19 protein-coding genes are annotated in these 22,567 nt (G+C 44.9%); 8 read left to right on the forward strand and 11 right to left on the reverse strand.

Translation table 11 applies throughout. The features are described 5' to 3' along the window. Nucleotides 1–2 precede the first annotated feature (2 nt). The 6 genes from B9T20_RS01405 to B9T20_RS01430 all read right to left on the reverse strand — a co-directional run bounded on the left by B9T20_RS01405 (nucleotide 3) and on the right by B9T20_RS01430 (nucleotide 7,101). On the reverse strand, nucleotides 3–1,388 hold the full coding sequence (locus B9T20_RS01405; RefSeq protein ID WP_094489473.1) for a DASS family sodium-coupled anion symporter: 1,386 nt from the start codon (nucleotides 1,386–1,388) through the stop codon (nucleotides 3–5). A gap of 187 nt (nucleotides 1,389–1,575) precedes the next feature. Then, a complete protein-coding gene (gene hemB, locus B9T20_RS01410; protein ID WP_094489474.1) occupies nucleotides 1,576–2,580 on the reverse strand; it encodes a porphobilinogen synthase in 1,005 nt (334 codons plus the stop codon). Between the two features lie 9 nt (nucleotides 2,581–2,589). Next, nucleotides 2,590–3,657, reverse strand: a complete 1,068-nt coding sequence (gene aroC, locus B9T20_RS01415) for a chorismate synthase (protein ID WP_094489475.1) — start codon at nucleotides 3,655–3,657, stop codon at nucleotides 2,590–2,592. A 19-nt stretch (nucleotides 3,658–3,676) separates the two neighbouring features. Further along, nucleotides 3,677–4,972 carry a dicarboxylate/amino acid:cation symporter gene (locus B9T20_RS01420; protein WP_094489476.1) on the reverse strand — a complete coding sequence of 432 codons (1,296 nt, stop codon included), beginning with the start codon at nucleotides 4,970–4,972 and terminating at the stop codon, nucleotides 3,677–3,679. A gap of 68 nt (nucleotides 4,973–5,040) precedes the next feature. Beyond that, the gene (locus tag B9T20_RS01425; protein ID WP_094489477.1) at nucleotides 5,041–6,273 is read right to left on the reverse strand and encodes an aspartate kinase; all 1,233 of its coding nucleotides are present in this window, start codon (nucleotides 6,271–6,273) and stop codon (nucleotides 5,041–5,043) included. A gap of 108 nt (nucleotides 6,274–6,381) precedes the next feature. Further along, nucleotides 6,382–7,101: an SDR family NAD(P)-dependent oxidoreductase gene (locus tag B9T20_RS01430; protein ID WP_094489478.1), complete on the reverse strand. Its 720-nt coding sequence runs from the start codon at nucleotides 7,099–7,101 to the stop codon at nucleotides 6,382–6,384. Nucleotides 7,102–7,235: 134 nt separating this feature from the next. Between B9T20_RS01430 and B9T20_RS01435 the strand changes: the two genes are divergently transcribed. From B9T20_RS01435 to B9T20_RS01460, 6 genes are read left to right on the forward strand one after another with little or no spacing between them, the layout of a single operon-like run. Continuing rightward, nucleotides 7,236–7,670, forward strand: a complete 435-nt coding sequence (locus B9T20_RS01435) for an NUDIX domain-containing protein (protein ID WP_094489479.1) — start codon at nucleotides 7,236–7,238, stop codon at nucleotides 7,668–7,670. A 46-nt stretch (nucleotides 7,671–7,716) separates the two neighbouring features. Next, nucleotides 7,717–8,052, forward strand: coding sequence for an iron-sulfur cluster insertion protein ErpA (gene erpA, locus B9T20_RS01440; protein ID WP_094489480.1), 336 nt, complete (start codon nucleotides 7,717–7,719; stop codon nucleotides 8,050–8,052). A 26-nt stretch (nucleotides 8,053–8,078) separates the two neighbouring features. Continuing rightward, a complete protein-coding gene (locus B9T20_RS01445; protein WP_094489481.1) occupies nucleotides 8,079–8,999 on the forward strand; it encodes an SPFH domain-containing protein in 921 nt (306 codons plus the stop codon). 8 nt (nucleotides 9,000–9,007) lie between these two features. Next, nucleotides 9,008–9,451, forward strand: coding sequence for an NfeD family protein (locus tag B9T20_RS01450; protein WP_094489482.1), 444 nt, complete (start codon nucleotides 9,008–9,010; stop codon nucleotides 9,449–9,451). Further along, the gene (locus B9T20_RS01455; protein ID WP_094489799.1) at nucleotides 9,451–10,515 is read left to right on the forward strand and encodes a DUF2868 domain-containing protein; all 1,065 of its coding nucleotides are present in this window, start codon (nucleotides 9,451–9,453) and stop codon (nucleotides 10,513–10,515) included. Before B9T20_RS01450 ends, B9T20_RS01455 begins: the two co-directional genes overlap by 1 nt. Continuing rightward, a complete protein-coding gene (locus tag B9T20_RS01460) occupies nucleotides 10,502–11,869 on the forward strand; it encodes a GTPase/DUF3482 domain-containing protein (protein ID WP_094489483.1) in 1,368 nt (455 codons plus the stop codon). Before B9T20_RS01455 ends, B9T20_RS01460 begins: the two co-directional genes overlap by 14 nt. A 39-nt stretch (nucleotides 11,870–11,908) precedes the next feature. Here the strand turns inward: B9T20_RS01460 and B9T20_RS01465 are convergent, their stop codons facing one another. After that, on the reverse strand, nucleotides 11,909–13,357 hold the full coding sequence (locus B9T20_RS01465; protein WP_094489484.1) for an aminoacyl-histidine dipeptidase: 1,449 nt from the start codon (nucleotides 13,355–13,357) through the stop codon (nucleotides 11,909–11,911). A gap of 169 nt (nucleotides 13,358–13,526) precedes the next feature. Between B9T20_RS01465 and B9T20_RS01470 the strand changes: the two genes are divergently transcribed. After that, complete coding sequence (locus B9T20_RS01470; RefSeq protein ID WP_094489485.1) at nucleotides 13,527–15,239, forward strand: hypothetical protein; 1,713 nt, start codon at nucleotides 13,527–13,529, stop codon at nucleotides 15,237–15,239. A gap of 59 nt (nucleotides 15,240–15,298) precedes the next feature. On the opposite strand, the gene lptG is transcribed toward B9T20_RS01470, so the two are convergent. From lptG to tgt, 3 genes are read right to left on the reverse strand one after another with little or no spacing between them, the layout of a single operon-like run. Beyond that, the gene (gene lptG, locus B9T20_RS01475; protein WP_094489486.1) at nucleotides 15,299–16,354 is read right to left on the reverse strand and encodes an LPS export ABC transporter permease LptG; all 1,056 of its coding nucleotides are present in this window, start codon (nucleotides 16,352–16,354) and stop codon (nucleotides 15,299–15,301) included. After that, the gene (gene lptF / locus B9T20_RS01480) at nucleotides 16,355–17,422 is read right to left on the reverse strand and encodes an LPS export ABC transporter permease LptF (RefSeq protein WP_094489487.1); all 1,068 of its coding nucleotides are present in this window, start codon (nucleotides 17,420–17,422) and stop codon (nucleotides 16,355–16,357) included. Next, a complete protein-coding gene (gene tgt, locus B9T20_RS01485) occupies nucleotides 17,423–18,535 on the reverse strand; it encodes a tRNA guanosine(34) transglycosylase Tgt (protein ID WP_094489488.1) in 1,113 nt (370 codons plus the stop codon). 112 nt (nucleotides 18,536–18,647) lie between these two features. Here tgt and B9T20_RS01490 point away from each other — a divergent pair, with 112 nt between their 5' ends. Further along, nucleotides 18,648–19,079, forward strand: a complete 432-nt coding sequence (locus tag B9T20_RS01490) for a DNA polymerase III subunit chi (RefSeq protein ID WP_094489489.1) — start codon at nucleotides 18,648–18,650, stop codon at nucleotides 19,077–19,079. 1 nt (nucleotide 19,080) lies between these two features. Here the strand turns inward: B9T20_RS01490 and smc are convergent, their stop codons facing one another. Beyond that, nucleotides 19,081–22,503, reverse strand: coding sequence for a chromosome segregation protein SMC (smc, locus tag B9T20_RS01495; RefSeq protein WP_094489490.1), 3,423 nt, complete (start codon nucleotides 22,501–22,503; stop codon nucleotides 19,081–19,083). Nucleotides 22,504–22,567: the final 64 nt, after the last annotated feature.

The raw sequence follows: 22,567 nt of genomic DNA on the forward strand, positions 1-22,567 counted from the left end.
ACTTAGAGCAAAAAGAAATATGCCCATAAGCTGATCAACACCACACAGAAGATGTTGAGGATAAAACCAACGCTCACCATCTCTTTTTGTTTGATCAAACCTGTGCCAAACACAATGGCATTCGGCGGCGTTGCAACTGGCAACATAAAGGCACACGATGCACCAATACCGATCACCAAGACCAAGACTTCTTTGGGTAAACCCATTTGCGCTGCAATGCTCGCAAATACAGGTACCAAAAGCGCCGCAGAGGCTGTATTACTTGTAAACTCTGTCAATGCAATGATGAACACTGTCACCACCACGATCACAATGAATGGATGGGCGTGGATAAAAGTGGTTGCCACTTGTTGGCCAAGTACTAAAGAAGCACCCGAATCTTTAAGCATCGCGCTCAGTGTTAAACCACCACCAAATAGGAATAAAACGCCCCAATCTGTATTTTCAGACACTTGCTTCCAATTTGCAGAGCCAAAGAGCACCACAGCCACTGCTGCCGCAATGGCAATCCACGTATCTGGGCTACTGATGCCAAAAGTTGAGCCAATCCAACCGCCACAAATCCAAGCAATTGCCGTGATGATGAAGATCGCTAAAGTGATGACACGGGAGATTGTCCACGGAATTTCCACCGTTTCCACCACGATTTTACGGTTCAAACGTGGGCGCAATACGATGTACATCGCCAATAACATCAATGGCAATAAAACTATCGCCATGGGCAAACCATATTTCATCCACTCAGCAAAGTCTAAATCAAGCGCTTTGGAGGCAATGGCATTTGGTGGTGAACCCACCATCGTGCCTAAACCACCGATACTCGCAGAATACGCAATCCCAAGCAATATGAACACAAACGTATTGCGATCTTGTTTTTGATCCAATTGACTCATAATGCCAAGGGCAAGCGGCAACATCATCGCGGCGGTTGCGGTGTTACTGATCCACATGGATAAAAATGCTGTCACACCAAAAATTGAGAGCGTTGCCACCCCTAAATGTGAGCCGGACATGGAGATCAACCAAAAAGCGATTTTCTTATCAATTTTTTGGACATGCAATGCCGTTGCTAACGCAAAGCCGCCGAAGAATAAAAAGATGATGGGATCTGCAAACGTACTCAACGCTTTTTTAGTATCTAAGCCCGGCAAGCCTGTTGCCACGCCTAAAATGGGAATGAGTAATGCGGTGATCGAGATATGAATGGCTTCTGTAAACCACAAAATGGCCACAAAGAGTAAAATGGCTAAGCCTTTATTGGCATTGGTATCGTAAGGTAAAATCTCATATAAAACGAATGATAATACAGCTGCAATGGCGGTAATGATAACGCCTTTCAAAACTTTTGGTGATGAAACCGATGGCTCAGTCACCTGTGAATCCGACATGCTTTCCTCCAATCTTCCAGTCTAGTCATTGCTCGAAAAAACGAGCATTATAGTAATACAATCGACTACATTACAATATTAAATCGATAAATAAAACCTTCATGATTTGACTCACCATAAAAAACCCTTTGAGAACAAAGCACTCAAAGGGTTTTTCACACTATTTTCTTACTACATTTTATAAAAATTAACGGCTCAAGCTGTCAATTTCACCATCACGCAACCACTGCGCGATCTGTTTGGTGTAGTAGCTGACGATCACATCCGCACCCGCGCGTTTAAAACCGATCATGGTTTCTTTAACGATGGCTTTTTCATCTAATGCGCCTGCCATTGATGCAAATTTAATCGCCGCATATTCACCGCCCACTTGATACACTGCCACAGGTAAATTCGTTTGCTGACGAAGACGTGCCACTAAATCTAAATACGGCGTGCCAGGTTTGACCATTAAAATGTCCGCACCTTCTGCTTCATCAAGTTCCGCTTCAATCATTGCTGTACGGCCATTGGCGTAATCAGCTTGATATTCATTGCGGTTACCGGACAATTCAGAGTTCACAGCTTCTCTAAACGGACCATAAAATGCTGAGGAGAATTTAATGGCATGGGCTAAAATGCCCACGTGCTCATAACCTGCAGCATCTAATGCTTCACGCATCGCAGCAATTTGACCATCCATCATCGCAGAAGGCGCAAGCATGTCTGCCCCAGCCTTCGCCGCAGCCACCGCTTGGCGTGCAAGATTTTCAATGGTTTCATCATTTTTCACATGGCCATGTTCACACAAAACGCCACAGTGACCATGATCGGTGTATTCACAAAAACAGATGTCCGGAATGATCACCATTTCAGGCGCTGCTTCACGGATTGTGCGGATCATGCGCACCAATAAACCTTCATCGCTCCATGTATCACTGCCGATGGCATCTTTATGATGAGAGATCCCAAATGGCATGATGTATTTAATGCCAAGGGCTGCCAATTCTTTGACTTCTTTGGTTAAATCCGTCTCAGGATAACGATACACACCCGGTAATGTCTTCAATTGAACAGCTTCCGTTAGCCCCTCTTCAATGAAGATTGGATGAATCAAATCATTGAGTGAAAAAAAGTTCTCCTGCACCATTTGACGAATCGCAGTGCTTCTGCGTAAACGACGTGGACGATACAATGGATGAGCCGTTGTCATGTTTATCTCCTAAATTTTCTGATTTTGCCCACGGTGGCGCAGCGCTGCATCAAGGAGCGTCATGGCCATCATGGCTTCTGCGATGGGCGTTGCACGAATGCCAACGCAAGGATCATGGCGACCTTTGGTCACCACAGTGACATCCTCACCGTGTTGGTTAATGCTGCGCCCTTCTAAACGTAAACTCGATGTAGGTTTTAAGGCAATGCGTGCCACAATGGGCTGCCCCGATGAAATCCCACCTAAAATCCCACCCGCATGATTGCTTAAAAAGCCACCGGTGCTGGTCATTTCATCTCTAAATTCTGTGCCAAGGGCTTCGATGCAATCAAAGCCATCGCCAATTTCTACGCCTTTCACGGCATTGATGCTCATCAGTGAATGGGCTAACTCTGCATCTAAGCGATCAAACACAGGTTCGCCCAATCCAACGGGCACACCTTCTGCAATCACAGTCACCGCTGCACCCACAGAATTGCCAGATTTACGAAGGTTATCCATATAGCTTTCTAATGTTGGAATGTCCGCTTCACAAGGCCAAAAGAATGGATTGTTTTCGATCACGGTGGCATCAAAGCTTGAAGGACGATTTGGCCCTAATTGTGACAAATAGCCATAAATTTTCACGCCAAATTGTGCCGCCAAAACTTTTTTAGCAATGGCACCTGCCGCGACACGCACTGCTGTTTCACGCGCGCTTGAGCGACCGCCACCGCGATAATCACGGATGCCATATTTATGATAATACGTATAATCGGCATGACCTGGGCGAAATTGCTCGGCAATGTTGCCATAATCTTTTGAGCGCTGATCTGTGTTTCGAATCAACAATGCAATCGCGGTGCCTGTTGTTTTCCCTTCAAACACCCCAGAGATGATTTCCACCACATCATCTTCCCTGCGTTGCGTGGTGTGACGTGATGTACCGGGTTTACGGCGATCTAAATCCACCTGTAAATCCGCCTCTGTTAAGGGGATGTTTGGTGGACAACCATCAACGATGGCCACCAACCCTGCGCCATGGCTTTCCCCAGCCGTGGTCACTGTGAATAATTTACCAATACTATTGCCTGACATATCAACCTTATCATTTAATTTATTTAGACATTATAGCGCTACTTTTATGCGCTAACCAATGCTTACCTTCCACAATTCGTGTGATCAGCATTGCACACACATTATTGCCCGTTGAATTCAGTAGTGTTGCAGGAATGTCGATGATGATGCTGATCACCAAAATCAATCCCACATATTCAACCGGCACACCAAAAATCGTACAGATGAACACTTCTGCCGTCAGCCCGCCACTTGGAATCGCGCCAATGACAATGCCCACCACCATTGCCACTAAAATCACTGCCACAAACATGCCAAATGATTGAAAGGGAATGCCCACAAGCGTGAGTAAAAAGAGGATTTTAAACACGCCGCCCATCACAGAGCCATCCTTATGGGTGTTTGCCCCAAGAGGAATAATGGTGTCCGCTATGTCGCTTGGCACTTGCATCTTTTGTACAGCCATTAAATTTACCGGAATGCACGCGGCGCTTGAAGTCGTCGCAACAGCAGTCAAGGCAGGCGTTAAGGCATTTTTCCAAAACACGCAAACACCCAATCGCCCCGCCGCTAACCATGCATACAGCGTATTTAAGCCAAAAAATGCCACCAACGTTAAAATAAGATACAGCACCAAGACATTCGCATATGCACCCACGATCTGAGGACCAAGATCGCCCACAATATCTGCAAAATAACAGCCTAAGCCAATGGGTGCCGCATACATAATGATTTTGACCAAATTGAGCATCACCGACATGCCAGATTCAAAAAAGCGCACCAGAGGTTGCCCCTTTTCTCCACTCATCATCACAGCGCTGCCCAATAATAAGGAGAAAATGATCAATGCCAATAGATTATTGCGGCGAAACAACTCCAGAAAATCACCTGCCGAGAGGGTTTTAATGAGCATCTCAGAGATCGGAATCTCAGTGATGTTAATGGTTTGTCCATGACTTGCCAATAAAGCGTTGAGATCATAGCCCGCGAGTGGTTGATACCACACAAAACCAAAATAACTGATGATGGCGATGACAAATGCCGTCACTAAAAAGACCCACAAGCCTGCCCATAAAATGCGCTTCAGGCGTACTGTTTGCGCCGTTTTCGTGATGGCGGAGGTGATGCTAAAAAACACAAGCGGCACGATGGTGACAAACATCATATTTAAAAAAATCTGCCCAATTGGTGCAAATGAGCGCGAAGAAATGTGCCACACGTCACCAAACATTGACCATTGAATGCCCTGCTGCCCGAGCAACGCACCCACTGCGCCACCAATTACAATGCCCAATAAAATGGTGAAAGAGCCAAGATAATGTTTCAACGAAAACATACGCCACCCATTGAAAAAAAGCACACTTTAATCCTCATCAAAGTGTGCTTTTAAAGATTACATCATTCTTAGTGACTCAAATGCAAAGAGAACTCTTCATGCAACACACGCACGGCAAGCTCTGCATATTTACTTTCAATGATCACAGACACTTTGATCTCAGAGGTTGAGATCATGTGAATGTTGATCTTCTCTTTTGCCAATGCATGGAACATACGACTGGCCACGCCACTGTTTGTGCGCATGCCAACACCAACAACAGACAATTTTGCAATGTCTGTGCGGCCTAACACCTCTTTTGCACCCATTTCATTGGCAACATTTTGCGTGATGAGCAATGCGCGATCATAATCAGGCGCATTGACAGTAAATGTGAAATCTGTGGTTTCATCTTGGCTGATGTTTTGAACAATCATGTCCACATCGATGTTTTCTTTGCCCACAGCATCTAAGATATTGAAGGCAATGCCCGGACGATCCGGTACCCCAAGCACAGTAATTTGTGTTTCGTCACGGTTTAATGCAATGCCAGTAATGATTTCAGATTCCACGTAATGTTCCTTTTCTTCAAACGTAATTAAAGTGCCTTCCCCTGGTTCATCCATCAAAGATGATAATACACGCAGAGGAACATTGTATTTGCCCGCTAATTCTACTGAGCGAATTTGTAAAACTTTAGAGCCTAAGCTTGCAAGCTCAAGCATCTCTTCAAATGTGATGGTGTCTAATTTTCGTGCTTTTTTTTCGATTCTAGGATCGGTTGTATAAACGCCATCGACATCCGTATAAATTTGGCACTCATCGGCCTTAAATTGTGCAGCTAATGCAACGGCTGTGGTGTCTGAACCGCCACGGCCTAATGTTGTAATTTCACCGCCTGCGGTCACACCTTGGAAACCGGCCACAACAACCACATAGCCGTCCTCGAGATCTTTACGCACTTTGTCTTCTTGTACACGCTCAATTTTCGCTTTTGTGTGCACTTCATTGGTAATGATGCCCACTTGCGCGCCTGTATAAGATTTTGCTTTGATGCCCATTGAATTTAACATCATGCTCAATAAAGCAACGGTCACTTGCTCACCGGTGGAGAGCAACACATCCATCTCGCGTTGATTAGGAAACTGATCAATGTCCTTAGCTAAATTGAGTAAGCGATCTGTCTCACCGGACATGGCCGATAAAACGATTATGAGATCATCCCCCTGCATTTTGAACTTTTTGATTTTATTAGCAACATTTCGAATTCTATCAAGGTTTGCGACGGATGACCCACCAAATTTTTGCACTAATAAACTCATAAGATCTCTACTCTAATTAATTTTGAAAAATGACTGATGCACTGCGTTTGACACAAAATGCAGAGCTTTAGCAACATAGCAATTACATTAGACAAATTCAAATACTTTTTAATCTCGTACATCTGCAGTTGCCGCAGCGCCCATTTTTTCAGAGCGCAGATGGCTAATCAAAACTTTTGCAGTCTCTGTGGGCGTGCTTAATTTAGCGTCTGTTTTATAATCGATAAAGCGTTTGAGGTTTGGAAACAGTTCAGGCGTACTGCTGCGGATCACCGCTTGCATGTCTGTATCAATCACGCCTGGGGCAATCGACACAACTTTGACAGGATTGTCTTTAGTTTGCTGCTCTATAAACAGCACGCGCGTAAAATGATCCACTGCAGCTTTTGTGGCGCAATAAGCCGCCCAACCTTCATACGCTTTATGAGCAGCGCCAGAGGAGACGTTCATCACACATTTTTCACCACTGAATGATTCCGTCAATGCCACAAAAGCATTCGTCAAAGCCATCACTGCCCCAACATTGAGCAACAAGGCATGACTGATTTGTGTGGCATCCATTTTACCCACCACACCAATGGGCTCTACTGTGCCGGCATTATTGATGAGGGTGACGTGCGTTGCATCCACTAGCTTTGGGGATAACCATTGCGTCATCACATCAACGCCCGCTGCTAAATCTGTTAAATCCACTGTGATTAAATTGGGTAAAGCCCTTGGATTGGTGCGCGCTAAACGCAACACTGTGTGCCCTTCTCGCTCTAATTGTGTGGCCAAAGCATCACCAATGCCTTTAGAAGCGCCGGTCACAATGTATAATTCGCTCATATTGATCTCCCTAAAAAGATTGACTATAGCCAATCGCACGGCAACTGACAAATGATTGACCATCATTGCATCTTGCAGTTCGCCATGAATGATCGCATGATGATGGCTCCTTTACTTCGACTTTCAAGACAATCATGACCGATCGCAAACCCAACTATTTTTACATCGCCGCTGCCATGGTGATTGATCACAATGACCGTTTGCTCCTTGTGCGTAAACGCAACACTGAAAAATTCATGCTGCCTGGGGGCAAAATTGATGGCACAGAATCGCCGCTTGATGCCTTACTGCGTGAATTACAAGAGGAGATTGATTTAACCATCGCACCTACGGATGCGCATTTCATACAAACCTATGATGCCAAAGCAGCCAATGAACCTGGTTACCGCATTGAATCCAATCTTTTTCGCATCACTTTGCCAGCAGGCATCACCATTGCCCCACAAGCAGAAATTGAAGAGATTGTTTGGCTCAATGCCACCGATTATCCTGCCCTGAATTTTGCCCCGCTCGTGGCAGAGCGCATCTTACCGCTCTGGCAAGAACATATTCGTGGGAAACAGGTGTAATCAGTGGCGTTTTCTCATATAATGGTGAAATTTACAGGAGGTCGTTATGTCAGATACAGGAATTAATTTTACAGATGCCGCAGCCCTCAAAGTGAAATCTTTGATCGCCGATGAAGAAAACCCCAACTTAATGTTGCGTGTTTACATCCAAGGGGGCGGTTGCTCTGGTTTTCAGTACGGTTTTACCTTTGCTGAAGAAGTGGAAGCCGGTGACGTGGAAGTGATCAATCAAGGCGTGACTTTATTGATCGATCCATTGAGCTACCAATATTTAGTGGGCGCAGACATTGATTATGTCCAAAACCTACAAGGTGAACAATTTGTGATTCGCAATCCAAATGCCACCACCACATGCGGCTGCGGAAACTCATTCAGTGCATAATGAACAATCATAACTAAGGAGCATTCATGACAGGCTTATCCTCATTGATTTTACTGATCATCATCGCGGCGGTTGTTGTGTTGTATCTTGGGGTGAAGATCATTCCTCAAGGCCAACAAGCTACTGTAGAACGTTTTGGGCGTTATTCCCACACGCTTCACCCAGGCATTAACTTAATTGTGCCTGTGTTTGATCGCATCGGTAAACGCATCAATATGATGGAGCAAGTCATGGATGTCCCGTCACAAGAGGTCATCACGCGCGACAATGCCATGGTGCGCGTCGATGGCGTCGTTTTCTTTCAGATCAATGATGCTGCCCAAGCGGCTTATCAGGTCAATAACTTAACACTCTCCATCATTAACCTCATCATGACAAACATTCGCACAGTGATGGGCTCGATGGATTTAGATGAATTACTCTCTAAACGCGATGAAATCAACGCGCGTTTACTCGATGTGGTGGATCATGCCACAGCGCCTTGGGGCGTTAAAGTGACACGCATTGAAATTAAAGACATTGCCCCACCGCGTGATTTGGTGGATGCCATGGCAAGACAAATGAAGGCAGAACGTGAAAAACGTGCGGCCATTTTAGAAGCAGAAGGCATGCGCCAAGCAGAAATCCTCAAAGCAGAAGGTGAAAAACAAAGCGTCATTTTAGATGCAGAAGCCAAAAAAATGGCCGCCTTTATGGAAGCTGAAGCCCGCGAACGCTTAGCACAAGCCGAAGCACGTGCCACAGCCATTGTCTCTAAAGCGATTCAAGAAGGCGACACACAAGCCATCAACTACTTTGTGGCGCAAAAATATGTAGAAGCCTTTGGGAAAATTGCCGACAGCGACAACAGTAAAATCATCATGATGCCAATGGAATCGAGCAGCATTGTGGGTTCTTTAGGCGGCATTGCAGAGCTTGTCAAATCTGCCACACAAACCAAATCTTAGGAGCAATTGTGGCAACGATCTTAGTCAATTGGTTCACCATGGGGCTTTTGCTCATCATTTTAGAGATGATTTTGCCCGGCATTTTCCTGATGTGGTTTGGCGTCAGCGCTTTAATTGTGGGCATCATTACCCTCATCATTCCGATGGCAATGAACACTGAACTCATTTTATTTGCCGTGATCTCTGTGCTCTCTGTCTTAGCAGTGCTGTATCTGATGCGTAAACATGTGCCAGATTCCAAAACCACCGTCACAGCACATCTCAATCAAGTGCGCGGCGCTGAGTTAATTGGTCAAACCTTTACCCTTACCAAAGGGTGTGATGGCCAAGGCAAATTGCCAATTGGCGACACAGTTTGGTTGATCCGTGGCCCCATTGCTGCAGAAAATGCCCGCATTCGCATCACCGGCATTGAAAATAACACTTTGACTTATCAGATTGCGGACGAATGATGAAAACGCACATCGAACCTCATTTACACACCGTAATGCGCCATTGGCGCATTCTCTTTGTGCTGTGGATCGTGCTGACCATTTTAAGCACATTATTTGGCTCAAGCTCATTGATCGCTTCCCCAATTCATCCCCTTTACTTTGTTTTGGTGATGCTACTGCCTTCCACGTTGTTTTTAATTTTTTCACTCATCACAGCCCATTCGCTGTTTTCAGAGCTCTTTTTACAACTGAAAAACCTTCTCTTTAAGCAAAATCATGCGCCAAATCTCAGCACGCCATTACCCGTGCGCTATATTGCTCAACTCATCTCAAATGCAACGTGGCTCACCATTTTGATCACGACGTTGCTCGTGCTCTTTTTTAAGTTCACCTTTCAGCATTTTGATTTTTACTTAGGCAATACCTTTACAGAGAGCCAAAGCACCACAAATCACCTCGTCCATTATCTCAATTGGTTGCCAAATAAGCTTGGGCTCATTGAGTTTGATGATGCCATCATTCAGGCAAGCTTTCAAAGTGGTAAACTTGCCGATGAAGCGCGCTCGATGTGGGCAAAATGGATCATTGTGATGATTTTAATATATGGCATTGTGCCGCGCCTCATTGTCTTCATCTATTATGTGATCCGCGCATTGCGCCATCAAAAATTCGCGACGGTTGCCGTCAGTAATGCGGTGATTGAAGATGCCGCAAAAGAAAAACCTTTGGTGATCCGAGCGCCTAAAGCACCCGTTATTGGTGATGGTCATTATCGCGTGGCGCTAGACATCACAGAGCAAGTCCCGTTGCCGGACAATGTTGTGCGCTTAAATGACATCGAAGCCTTTCAGCAATTTGAAAGTGCACGCAAAGTTGAGCCCGCTCAGTGGATTGAAATCATGATTGATGGTAATTTAATGCCAGATCGTGGGATTTTGCGCCGCTTGATTCGCCTGATGAATCAAGCTGAAAAAGCCACCATTCATGTCTTGACGGATGATCCCCATCAAACACAAATGTGGCAACACCATTTATCCTCCATCATTGTTGACGGCGAGGCAGCTGATTATGAAATCAAATGACATTACGATTGCCATCGTAGGACACACCAATACCGGTAAAACTTCTTTAGTGCGCGCGCTCACAAAGCAGCGCCACTTTGGTGAGGTGAAAAATGCACCCGCCACCACCATTGATGTGACAAAAATCACCCTAGAAACCCCTGATTTTGCCTTTCACTTTGTGGATACGCCGGGGCTTGAAGATGCCATGGGCATTTTGGAATTGATGCCGCAAAAATCCCTCAATGCTTCGCGCGTTGAAGAGAAAGATGCCCTGCTTAAACTCATGGATGATCCTCAATACCAAGCGGATTTTGACCAAGAGTTTAAAGTCCTCAAACAGATGCTCAAAAGCGACATGGCCTTTTATGTGATCGATGTGCGCCAACCCTTTTTGCCGCGCTATCACTATGAGATCATGCTGCTCCTGAAAACGCACATTCCTTTGCTGCCCATTTTGAATTTTACGCAAAATGCACGCTACATTGAGGATTGGAAAAATGAACTCAAAGCCAATGGGCTGCATCATTATTTGGAATTTGATACGATTTTACTGCCGAAAAAACAGCGTTTGTACGAGCAAATTGCCATCATGTTTCCGGATCGTTATCACAACATCCAATCCTTCATTCAGGTGCAAAATGCATTGGATCAATCACGCAAAGCCCGTGCCTTGATGCTATTGGCTGAATTCTATTTTGATCTGATGACCATTAAAATCAAAGCCAATACCCAAAAAATCGATTTAGATGAGATCAATGAGCGCATCACAACTGAAACCAAAGTCTTAGAATCGATCTTCATCGATCAGCTCCTTGAGCTCTATCAATTCAGCAGAAATGACATTCAGCACATCATGCTGACCACGGAAGCGAGTGCCACCACGCAAGATTTACTCTCTGCGGAAGAACTTGGCCAATTTTCCATTCAATTTACTAAAGGCGCCGCAGCTGGCGCTGGCATCATGGCGAGCGTTGATTTAATCAGCGGTTTTACCACCCTTGGCATTGCTTCAGCCACCGGCGCTGTGGTGGGTGGCGTGTTTAACTCCATTTGGAATTATGGCGAACGCCTTTGGGACAAATTTCAAGACATTGAATACTTTTTCATTGATCAACCAACGGCCGTCAAATTGATGCTGAATCTTTTATACATCATCGAGCGCCTCAATGATCGCTCCCATGCGGAGCTTGATCCAATTGTCATCGACATGCAGCAATCAACGCCTGCACGCATTCATGATTTTATGAAAGCCACAGAATATGTGCGTGCTTACAGCGAATTGCATCAAAAACGCGATGGTAAAAAAGATAAACTCTTGAAAAAAATTGTCACAGAGATTCAAGACTGTTTTATGGAGCATAAAAAAAGCTGATGATTCATCAGCTTTTTTCTTCAATGCCTAAAGATTCACTTAATCTTTCAAGGCTTTTAACAATGATTTGGTCAATTCATACACTTCTGCCACATCCGGAATGAAGACTTGTTCATCGGGTGAATGTGCACCTGTGATGGTTGGGCCAAAGCTCACCATCTCAATTTCCGGATAAACGCGGCCAATTAAACCGGTTTCTAAGCCTGCATGAATCACTTCCACACGAATGGGTTGGCCATGTTTTTCTTCATAAATCTTTTGCACCAAATGGAGCGGTTTTGAGTCTAAATTTGGTGTCCAAGCTGGATACTCATTTTTCGCTTGCCAGAAATAGCCAGCCAATTCGCCCAAATTACGGGTTTTAATTTTAAGATGCTCTGCCCCTTCAGGCGTTAAAAAGCGTCCTAATAAACCCACATTTAAACCCGTTTTCTCTTCAATGGAGACAGTGCCAATGTTGCAACTTGTTTCCACAACAGGTAATTGCGCTGAACGCTTTAACACGCCTTGTGGCAATAAAGTTAAAAACGACAACACATGATGAGAATCTTGTGAGGATAAAGAAGGCGCCGCTGCTGCTTTTTCGTGTAACAATGTCACGCCTTCATCAATGGCATGTAAACGCTGTGTTAAGTGGGTTTGCCACTCTGTTAAATGCTGCACTAAATGATCTGTATGGGTTTCATCATACGCAAAAATCGCCGTGGCTTCACGCGTCAAGGCATTACGCAGTGTACCGCCCACAAAGGAGACCAAGCGAATGGGCATGGCGTGGGACAATGCGCTTAAACACTCTGCTAAGAGATTATTTGCGCTTTCGCGCCCTTTATGAATGTCCGCACCAGAATGCCCACCGCGTAAACCTTTTAAGGTCACTTTCATAAAGTGGCCATATGTGGCGTCATCATAATCTAATGGTGCACTGTAAGTGATGTCCACGCCGCCTGCGCAGCCCACCACACATTTACCGATTTTTTCACTGTCTAGATTGATGAGGTATTTGCCTTGTAACCAATTAGGCTGCAATGCACGAACGCCGCCCATGCCGGCCTCTTCATCCACCGTTAAGAAGATTTCAAGCGGACCATGCTCAGCCTCAGGATCATCTAAAATTGCCATCCCCATGGCAACGCCCACACCATTGTCTGCCCCAAGCGTTGTGCCACGTGCACGTACCCAATCACCTTCGATGTACATGTCAATGGGATCATTGTCAAAATCATGCTCTGTGCCATCATTTTTTTGACACACCATATCTGTATGGCCTTGAATGATCACTGGCGGTGCATTTTCATAACCTGGCGTTGCGGGTTTACGGATGATTAAATTGCCAATGGCATCTTGTAGAACTTCTAAACCACGTTTTTCAGCTTCTGCTTTAAAATGCGCTTGAATGCGATCTTCTTTTTTAGATGGACGCGGGATTTGGTTCATCTCATAAAAATGTTTCCAAACCAATGCGGGCGATAATTTTAAAATGTCTGACATAGAAGTCCTTTATCTCTATTGTATACATTGAGCCTCAATCATAATGAATAATGCCACCTTTCTCAAGGCAGAGCCTAAATGGATCACTCAATCAATCAGTTGCGATTAATGATACAATGATACACTCAACATTGATTTACATTTGATTCACACTATTATGGAGAAGCTTATGTCTTTAGCTATGAAACTTCGGCATCACCTGTTATGGATTATGCTTGCGCTGAGCATGATCATGTGGCCTTCGTACGCAGTGGAGGCTGACACGACACAAAACACCCCAAATGCACAAGCCGCACCGAGTGACAGCATCACAGATCAATTGGCCACCATTGTCAATGACATGAAGGAGCTTCAAGATAAGAAAACGGCACTCACCAAAGAGATCAAAACAGAACGCGATGATGCACATAAACAAGAGCTTGAAGAGAGCTTAGCTCGCACCAATACGCAGCTCAAAGAGTACACGGCGCTCTTTGAAAAAATCGCTTTAGGTGGGATCGACACTTCTCGCTTTGATACGCCAGCAAAACAAGCCATCCAACAGGTGGATGATTACGATTGGCAAAAAGAGCTGGTGCAGATTGCGCAACCCGTTTTTGCGGAAATGAAAAAAATCACTGATGCGCCACGCAAACGCGATGTGCTGCGTTTAGAGCAAAAAGAGATTGATGAACGCTTAGCCATGCTTGATAAAGGCTTGGCCACATTTGGTCAGATCAATCTTGCTGAATTGCCAGAGATGGCACAAAAGAACCTCAAAGACATCGAAACCGGTTGGCAGAATCTGCACAAAGAGTTAGAACGTGAACGCAAACTTGTGGTGATTAAATTAGATGAATTGACCACCAAAGAAGGCTTTACCACACGTTTATACAAAGGCGCTTGGTCCTTTATGACGGGCCGCGGTTTATTGCTGCTCATCACCATTGCCACATTGTCGGGCTTGATTTATCTCTTTAACCGCTTTTTGGTCTTCATTGAAAAACGTGAGAAAAACAACATCTCCATCCAATGGCGCGTGTTCATTTTGTTGTATCAAATCATCACCACATTGGTGGCAGTTTTAGTGACTTTGATGATCCTTTACTCATCTGGGGACATGGTGCTCTTTGGGATCGCGATCTTGATCATCCTCGCTTTCTTAGTCACCTCGCGTAACTCCATTCCAAAGTACTTCACCAAAACACGCATCTTCTTAAACATTGGGCAAGCCCGTGAAGGTGAGCGCGTGATTTATAATGATCTGCCTTGGAAAATCAGCCGCATCAACCTTTACACAGTCTATTTAACCAATCCATTGTTGGAAAATGGCACCGTGCGCTTGACGATTGATCACCTTAACAACATGATCTCTCGCCCAGTCAAAATGGATGAAACCTGGTTCCCAACCGTTGTTGGCGATGTGGTCTATTTAAATGGCACGCAATACAAAGTGATGCGCCAAACGCCAGAATATGTCTACTTAACCTCAAGCGGCACAGAGATCATCTATCCTTCTAAAGATTTCATTAAGGATAAAGTGCTCAATGTGTCTTATGGTTATTATATCTCCACAGAATTGAGCTTAAATTATGCCTCCATCAAAGGTGATCTAGACACTGTAATCACTCGATTAGAAGAGTCATTGCGTGCACGCATTCAAGCAGAAAATCCTGATGCGTATAAAGCCATTAAATCCTTAACGATTGACTTTAACCGCATTGATGATCAAAACAATGCTGTGTTCCTCATTGCCTTTGGCATGGGCTCTTTTGCCACCGATTATCGTGGTTCGATCATTCGCTTAGCACAGCGCTGCGCAGTGAAAACGGCACAAGAGAACAATTGGTCACTCAAAACCATTCGTACATTCAGCATCGATGAGCGTCAACCGTCTCAATAGATAACATTGATGCATTAAAAAAGCCGAGGAAACTCGGCTTTTTCTTAGGTGCTGAAAAATTATCTTGAAGCCACAAACTTAAAGAGTAAAAAGGCAATGATCAGTGCAATGACGATTGGTAAAATCGCGCCAATGATTGGCGGATAACCAAAAATTAAAATGGAATGACTGAGAATTCTTGAGGCCAAATAGATGATTAAACCAATCATGATCCCCAAGAAAATGCGCACCCCTAAACCGCCTTGGCGATTTTGAGAGAACACCAAAGGTGCCACCACAATCAACATCACAAAGTTCATCAGTGGGCTAAATACCTTCGTCCAAAAGGCCAAGCGATATTCAGAACTGTCGAGCCCATTGCCATCTAAATAACGAATGAAACGATTTAAGTTACGAATCGATAAGTTCTCAGGCTTTGCGGACAATGCTTCTAAAATGCGCTGATCAATGAGGTTTGGAAACGTCACAGCATGTTCTAAATGGCGCGTGATGCGCTCTGTGCCGATGGTGGTTGTGGTCACATCATTCATGATCCAATCTTTGCGGTTTAGCGTTGCGCTTGGCGCATGCACCACATTTTTGATGGTTTGCCCTTCGATGTCAAACATGGTGATCTCTTTGAGTTCATCATTGTGAAGCGCCGCCACATTTAAAATCTCTTGGTTGGAAATGGCCCAAAAGCCATCGCGCACAATGTCTTTACCACTTTGATTGTTTTGATAAATTTCTGCCGTCACAGAGCTTTGAGGAATCACCTTTTCACTCAAAAATAGAGACAATACACTCATCAACACAACCGTGATGATGGCGCCATACAAGATGCGAAATTTACTCATGCCAGCGGCACGCATGATGGTGAGTTCATTGGTCGAGGCCAATTGCCCTAAACCAATTAACGCACCGAGCAGCAAACCCATCGGGATCATGCGATTGACGCGCATCGGTAAATCATACAATAAATAGAGCAATACATTGGTGAGGCTAAAATCCGCCTGCCCAACGTCAGACAATTCATTTAAGAAGGTGAAAAACGTCTCAATGATGGACAAAAGCACCAGACTTCCGATCACCGTCATCAAGGTGGTCCAGAGAATATAACGATCCACTTTAATCATTTATGCCAACCTTTTGCTGTATCGATACGCAATCACAAGTGCCACCATCAACATCACACCATGCACCCACCACATGCCAAGCCAACTTGGCGTCACACCTTTACGCACCCAGTTTTGCGCCACATTGAGCAAATTAAAATAGACCACATAGATAAAAATGGCGGACAACAACTTCCCAAATCGCCCTTGACGCGGATTAGAGTGCGCGAGCGCAGGAATCATAATGGCTAAAATCAATACACTGATGGCGGAAGCAAAGCGGCGATTGAACTCTGAGTTAAAATCAGAGCGATTGAGATTGTCCACAATCTCGCGCGTGGAATAAGTGGCCAATTTCGGAAAAACGGGCTGCGTTGAGCTGTCTAACCGCAAGGTAATTTGTTCATAATCCAGCACATCAATGCCGCCATTTTTCAAAAAGCTATAGCGCTTCCCGTTATCTAACACCAAAAAGCGTACGCCCGTTTCACGATCCACAATCTGATGACCAGTTTTCGCAAGCGTAATGGTGTATGCACCCTCGCCTTCTAAGGTTTTGATGAAGACATCTTTAATCTCTTGCTGATTTTCTGAGATCTCACGCACATACACAATGTTTTTACCACGCGAAAGCTCTCTAAACGTCCCAGCCTTCACCACTGTCAATTGTGCCTCTTCCCTAGCTTGCTGCTGAATGGCAAAGTGCTTTTGTGAAAAATATGGGATCACCCAAAAATTAAGCAGCAATAAAATGATGCTAAAAGGCACCGCAAGCTGAAACAGCACGCGATAGAGATTCGTCAGCGGCATGCCGAGGGCAAACATCGCTGTCATCTCGGAATCTTTATACAAGCGCCCAAACGCCACAATCGATGCCAATAAAAAGCTCAAGGGCACAAGCTCTGCCACAAAGCGCAGAATCTGAATGCCGATCATGGAGAAGATCACATTTGCAGAGATTCCGCCATTCATCACCTCATTGAGCATCAGCGCTAAACGCTGCACCAACAAGATGGCGAGCAACACAATCAGCGTGGCACTCAACGTCAAGAGGATTTCCCTTGAAATGTAATGGCGGAGAATTTTCATTTAAGCTTCCTTACCGATGGTTTGACGATCAGAATAGAATTGGCGTTTAAATTCTTGGAATTTACCCGCTTCAATGCTGTCACGAATCTCTTGCATCAATTGCAAATAGTAATGAATGTTATGGATGCTGTTTAAATGTGCGCCCAATAATTCTTTGGTTTTGTCTAAATGACGCAAATAGCTGCGGGAGAAGTTCTGACAGGTATAACATGTACAGCTTGGATCCACAGGATTGGTGTCAAATTGATATTTTTGGTTACGAATGCGCACATCGCCATAACGGGTAAAGAGATGACCATTGCGTGCATTGCGCGTTGGCATCACGCAGTCAAACATGTCAATGCCGCGCTCAACGCCTTCAATTAAGTCTTCAGGTTTACCAACGCCCATCAAATAACGAGGTTTATCATCACGCATTTGCGGTGTTAAATGTTCTAAAATGCGATGGCGCTCATCCATCGGTTCGCCCACCGCTAAACCGCCGACCGCATAACCGTGGAAATCAATCTCAAGCAATGCCTCTAATGAACGAGTGCGTAAATCTTCATGCATGCCGCCTTGAATGATGCCAAACAATGCATTCGGATTGCCTTCAAATGCATCTTTTGAGCGTTTTGCCCAACGCATCGACATTTCCATCGATTTACGAGCAGTTTCATAATCTGCAGGATACGGCGTGCATTCGTCAAATGCCATCACGATGTCAGAACCTAAACGGCGCTGAATCTCCATCGATGTTTCAGGATCAAGGAAACATTTTTTACCATCAAACGGTGAGCGGAAGGTCACACCTTCTTCAGTAATCTTACGAAGCTCTGCCAATGAGAAAACCTGAAAGCCGCCGGAATCAGTTAAAATTGGCTTATCCCAACGCATAAAATCATGCAAATCGCCATGAGCATTAATCACATCTAAGCCCGGGCGCAACCATAAATGGAAGGTGTTGCCTAAGATGATTTGTGCATTGGCCTCTAATAAGTTATTTGGCGTCAACCCTTTAACGGTTGCGATGGTGCCCACAGGCATAAAGATTGGCGTTTCAATCACGCCACGTTCGAATGTTAATCGACCACGACGGGCGCCGCCGTCGGTAGACAATAATGAAAATTCCATGAAGTCAGTCTTCTCTAATACGGGAAATATAAACGGTGAATTTTAACCTTTAATCCTGATTTTTTCAGAAAAACTTCATACAATGCTTTTATTTTTGCGGACTTTAACCCTTATGCCGAATGTTTCTTTCTATATTTTAAATAGCGATCAGTTTAATGATTATGTCAAAGTGATCACCAAATTGGCCGCCAAAGCCTTTGCGGCTGATCATCAAGTGCTCATTTACAGTCAAGATGCGAACCTGTTAAAAGCTGTGGATGATTATCTTTGGTCTTTTGACAGCGAAAGCTTTGTGCCTCATGTTTGGGCTGCCAGTGATGATGAGATCGATGAGATTGATCCTGTGATTTTAGCCAGCTTTGAACCCGCAGGTGTGCGTCACGATCTGCTCATTCAAGTGGCCGATCAAGTGCCAGAAAATTTTGCACAATACGAGCGCATCATTGAAGTGATGTACCAAGCGCCAGAGTGCTTAGCCAAAGGCCGCGAACGCTTTCGCGTTTATCGCAGCCATGGCATTGAGCCCACCACCATTAAGCTTTAACTCATTCGGCCATCTTTTCCGCTTCAGCCAAATCCACAGACACTAAGCGCGACACACCAGGCTCACTCATGGTCACCCCAATGAGTGACTCTGCCACAGACATCGTGGTTTTATTGTGGGTGATGAAAATAAACTGAACGCGATCGCTCATCTCTTTGAGTAAAGCCCCTAAACGGCGTACATTCGCCTCATCAAGGGGCGCATCCACTTCATCTAAAATACAAAATGGCGCAGGATTTAAATTAAAGATGGCAAAGACCAATGCGGCTGCCGTCAATGCCTTTTCACCACCAGATAACAAATGAATGGTGCCCGGTTTTTTCCCAGGTGGACGCGCAATGATGTTCACGCCACTGGATAAAGCATCCTCCCCTTTGAGCTCTAAATAAGCCTCGCCGCCGCCAAATAAACGCGGGAAGAGTTTAGAAAAGTCCTGATTGACGGCATTAAAGGTGCTCATAAAACGCTCGCGCGTCTCTTGATCAATCTTGTGAATGGCCGTTTCTAACTCGCTCAATGCCGCATTGAGATCCTGATCTTGTTCATCTAAATACTGTTTGCGCTCAGCCAATTGCTTACACTCTTCGATCGCCACAAGATTCACGGCACCTAAGCGACTCAATTTTTGCTGCACTGATTTTAGCATTGGTGCAACATCTGCATCTTCAAGCGCTGTCACCTCATCGGTCATGGCGTTTTGCTCATCGATGCTCACCGTTTCCAATAAATCTTGCCAATCCTTCTCAATGTGTGCTTCATGGGCTTTAAATTCAGCTTCGCGCACCATTAAGGATTGAATCACCTCTTTTTGGCTTTCGATGTGTTTTTCTTGGGCAGCTTTGAGTGTTTCCTCTTGCTCAATCGCCGCTTGCAACGCGGCAACTTCAGCAGCAAGCTCAACTTTTTCACTCTCTATTGCCATTAAATTATCCGCATGAATCAATAAAGACTCTTCCAGCAACATGAGCTCATCACTGTCAGCAAGGTGCGCCTGTTTTTCCTGCAATTTATGTTGCAACTCGCTTTGTGTTTTCACCAAACGCGCTAAATTTTTCTCAGTTTCTTGTAACTGAAAACGCGTATTGTCCAATTGACGCGTGGCATCATTGACCGCTTGTTGCATTGCTTGAGCCTCAGCTTGTTTGGCTTTTTGCTCGGCTTCATACATGGCCAATTGCGCTTCATGATCGGCTTTTTTAAGCTGCGCTGTTTCAAGCGTCATCAATAAACTTTCCAACGTGATGCGGTTTTCCTCAATCTCAAGCTGGCCTGCCTCATGGGCGGCTTTCAAAGCAGTGAGCTCAGAGATGATGCGCGTTTGATTCTCTGTCACGTGCATATGCTCTTTATTGACAAGCGCCCATGATTTTTCAAGCGCCGCTTGCGCTGCTTTTTCGCCCTCTAAAGCACTAGCGATCTCTTTAATGTGACTGTGTGCCGTGGTTGCTTGCTCAATCAGCACCTGTTTGTCGGCCTCTAATTGCAAGATCGATTGGTTGATGTTCTCTAAGCGGCGCTCAAGTTCATTCATCTCTTCAGCACGCTCTAAAACGCCATCAATCGCCCCATCCACATGCGCAATGAACCAATCGATGCCATAGAGATCACCATTTGGCATCACAATCCATTCATGCGGCTTTAAATCTGCTTTTAACAGCGCCAAATCCAGCTCATTGCGCGCCACATACACATGGGACAATAATGCACCTAACTGTTTATCACTTTGAATGTAATGCCCTAAATGCTGCTCTGTAAACGTGCACTCTGTGGTGGCCAATGCATAACCTTCCGGGTTTTCAAGCGTGGATAGTGTTAAATAACGGGCCAAAACCACCTCAGCAGCCTTTTGCCATTCAGGTGCAATCTTTAAGGATTCAAAAAGTGGCGCTTGCCCCTCTTTTTGTGCCAACACCGCATTTTGTAATAAGGTCAATGCACTGAGGCGCCCTTCATATTCTGATTGCGTGCGCACACTTTGATGAATGCGATCTTCCACATCACGGCGTGCATCGCTGGCCATTTGTCCTTGTGCCTCGGCTTCGATCAATGCTTGTTGCAATGCCTCCACCGCTGAGCTCTTTTCATCTAATGCTGCTTGTAACTCAATCAATTGATCACTGTGTGCATCTTTTGCCTCTAAAGCAGACAATTCTAATTGCAATTTTGCAATGCGCGCTTCACCGTGAATTTGTTGGGTTTCAAAATGGGTGATGCTATTTTTGGCAACATCTGCCTCGCGCTCTAATTGACGCATCTCTTCTTGAATGGCTTTTGCGCCCTGCAAAAACTCATCAAACGTGGCATTTAAATGCTCTAACTGCTCTGTGAGTTCAAACAATGAATCGTTCATCACCATCAACGCATCACAACTTTCCCCTTCAGTTTGCGTTAAGGTTTCTAGACTCATTTGTTGTTCTGTGATTTCTTCATCCACTTGCAATAATGCAGCATTCAATGCCGTTTGATCTTCATGCGTGCGCGCTTGCAATGTTTTGATGGCATCAATTTTATGTTCAAGCGTTAAAATCTCGCGTTGCTCAGCATGGAACGTTTCTGTGGCAAGCGATAATGCGCCACTTTTTTCTGTCAATGCCGCTTTGTTTGCATTGTGTTTTAGAATGAGTTCATTGTAAAAACTCACCGCTTGATGAAATTCTGCCTCTAAGGCTTCTAAGCGCGCGGTTAATTCTGCTTGTTCGGCGCTGATCTCTGCCTTTTGTTGTTTTAAGGCAATGTATTGCAATAAGCGCTCCTCGCGCTTTAACACTTGGTAGGTTTCCGCTTTTTTGGCCTGCTTTTCCAAATGAGCCAGCTGCGTGCTGAGCTCTTCACGCACGTCTAATAAACGCAATAAATTCTGGCGTGTGTGTTCAATGCGGGTTTCTGTCTCACGTTTTTGTTCTTTGTATTTTGAAACGCCGGCCGCTTCTTCAAACACCAAACGCAACTCATCGGGCTTTGATTCCACAATGCGCGAAATCATCCCTTGTTCAATGATGGCATATGAGCGCGCACCTAATCCGGTGCCTAAGAAAATGTCCGTAATGTCTTTGCGGCGGCATTTTGCACCATTTAAATAATAGGTGCTTTGGCCGGTGCGTTCTAAAATGCGCTTAATGCTGATCTCACCAAAGGCTGCCCATTGCCCGCCAATGCGGCCATCGCTATTGTCAAACACCAATTCAATGCTCGCAAAACTCGACGCTTTACGGCTCGTTGCGCCACTGAAAATCACATCCGTCATCGCCTCACCGCGCAACTGCTTTGCCGATGATTCCCCCATCACCCAACGAATGGCATCAATGATGTTCGATTTCCCACAACCATTCGGGCCCACAATGCCATTTAAGCGGTGTGTTAAATCAAACACCGTATGATCTACAAACGATTTAAAACCAGAGAGTTTAACTTTACTTAGATACACAACAAAAATGCCCGATGTTTATGATTAAAGGCGGACATTATCTAGCCTTAGAAAGATGAATGCA

Source organism: Wohlfahrtiimonas sp. G9077 (assembly GCF_002252155.1).
GTDB lineage: Bacteria > Pseudomonadota > Gammaproteobacteria > Cardiobacteriales > Wohlfahrtiimonadaceae > Wohlfahrtiimonas.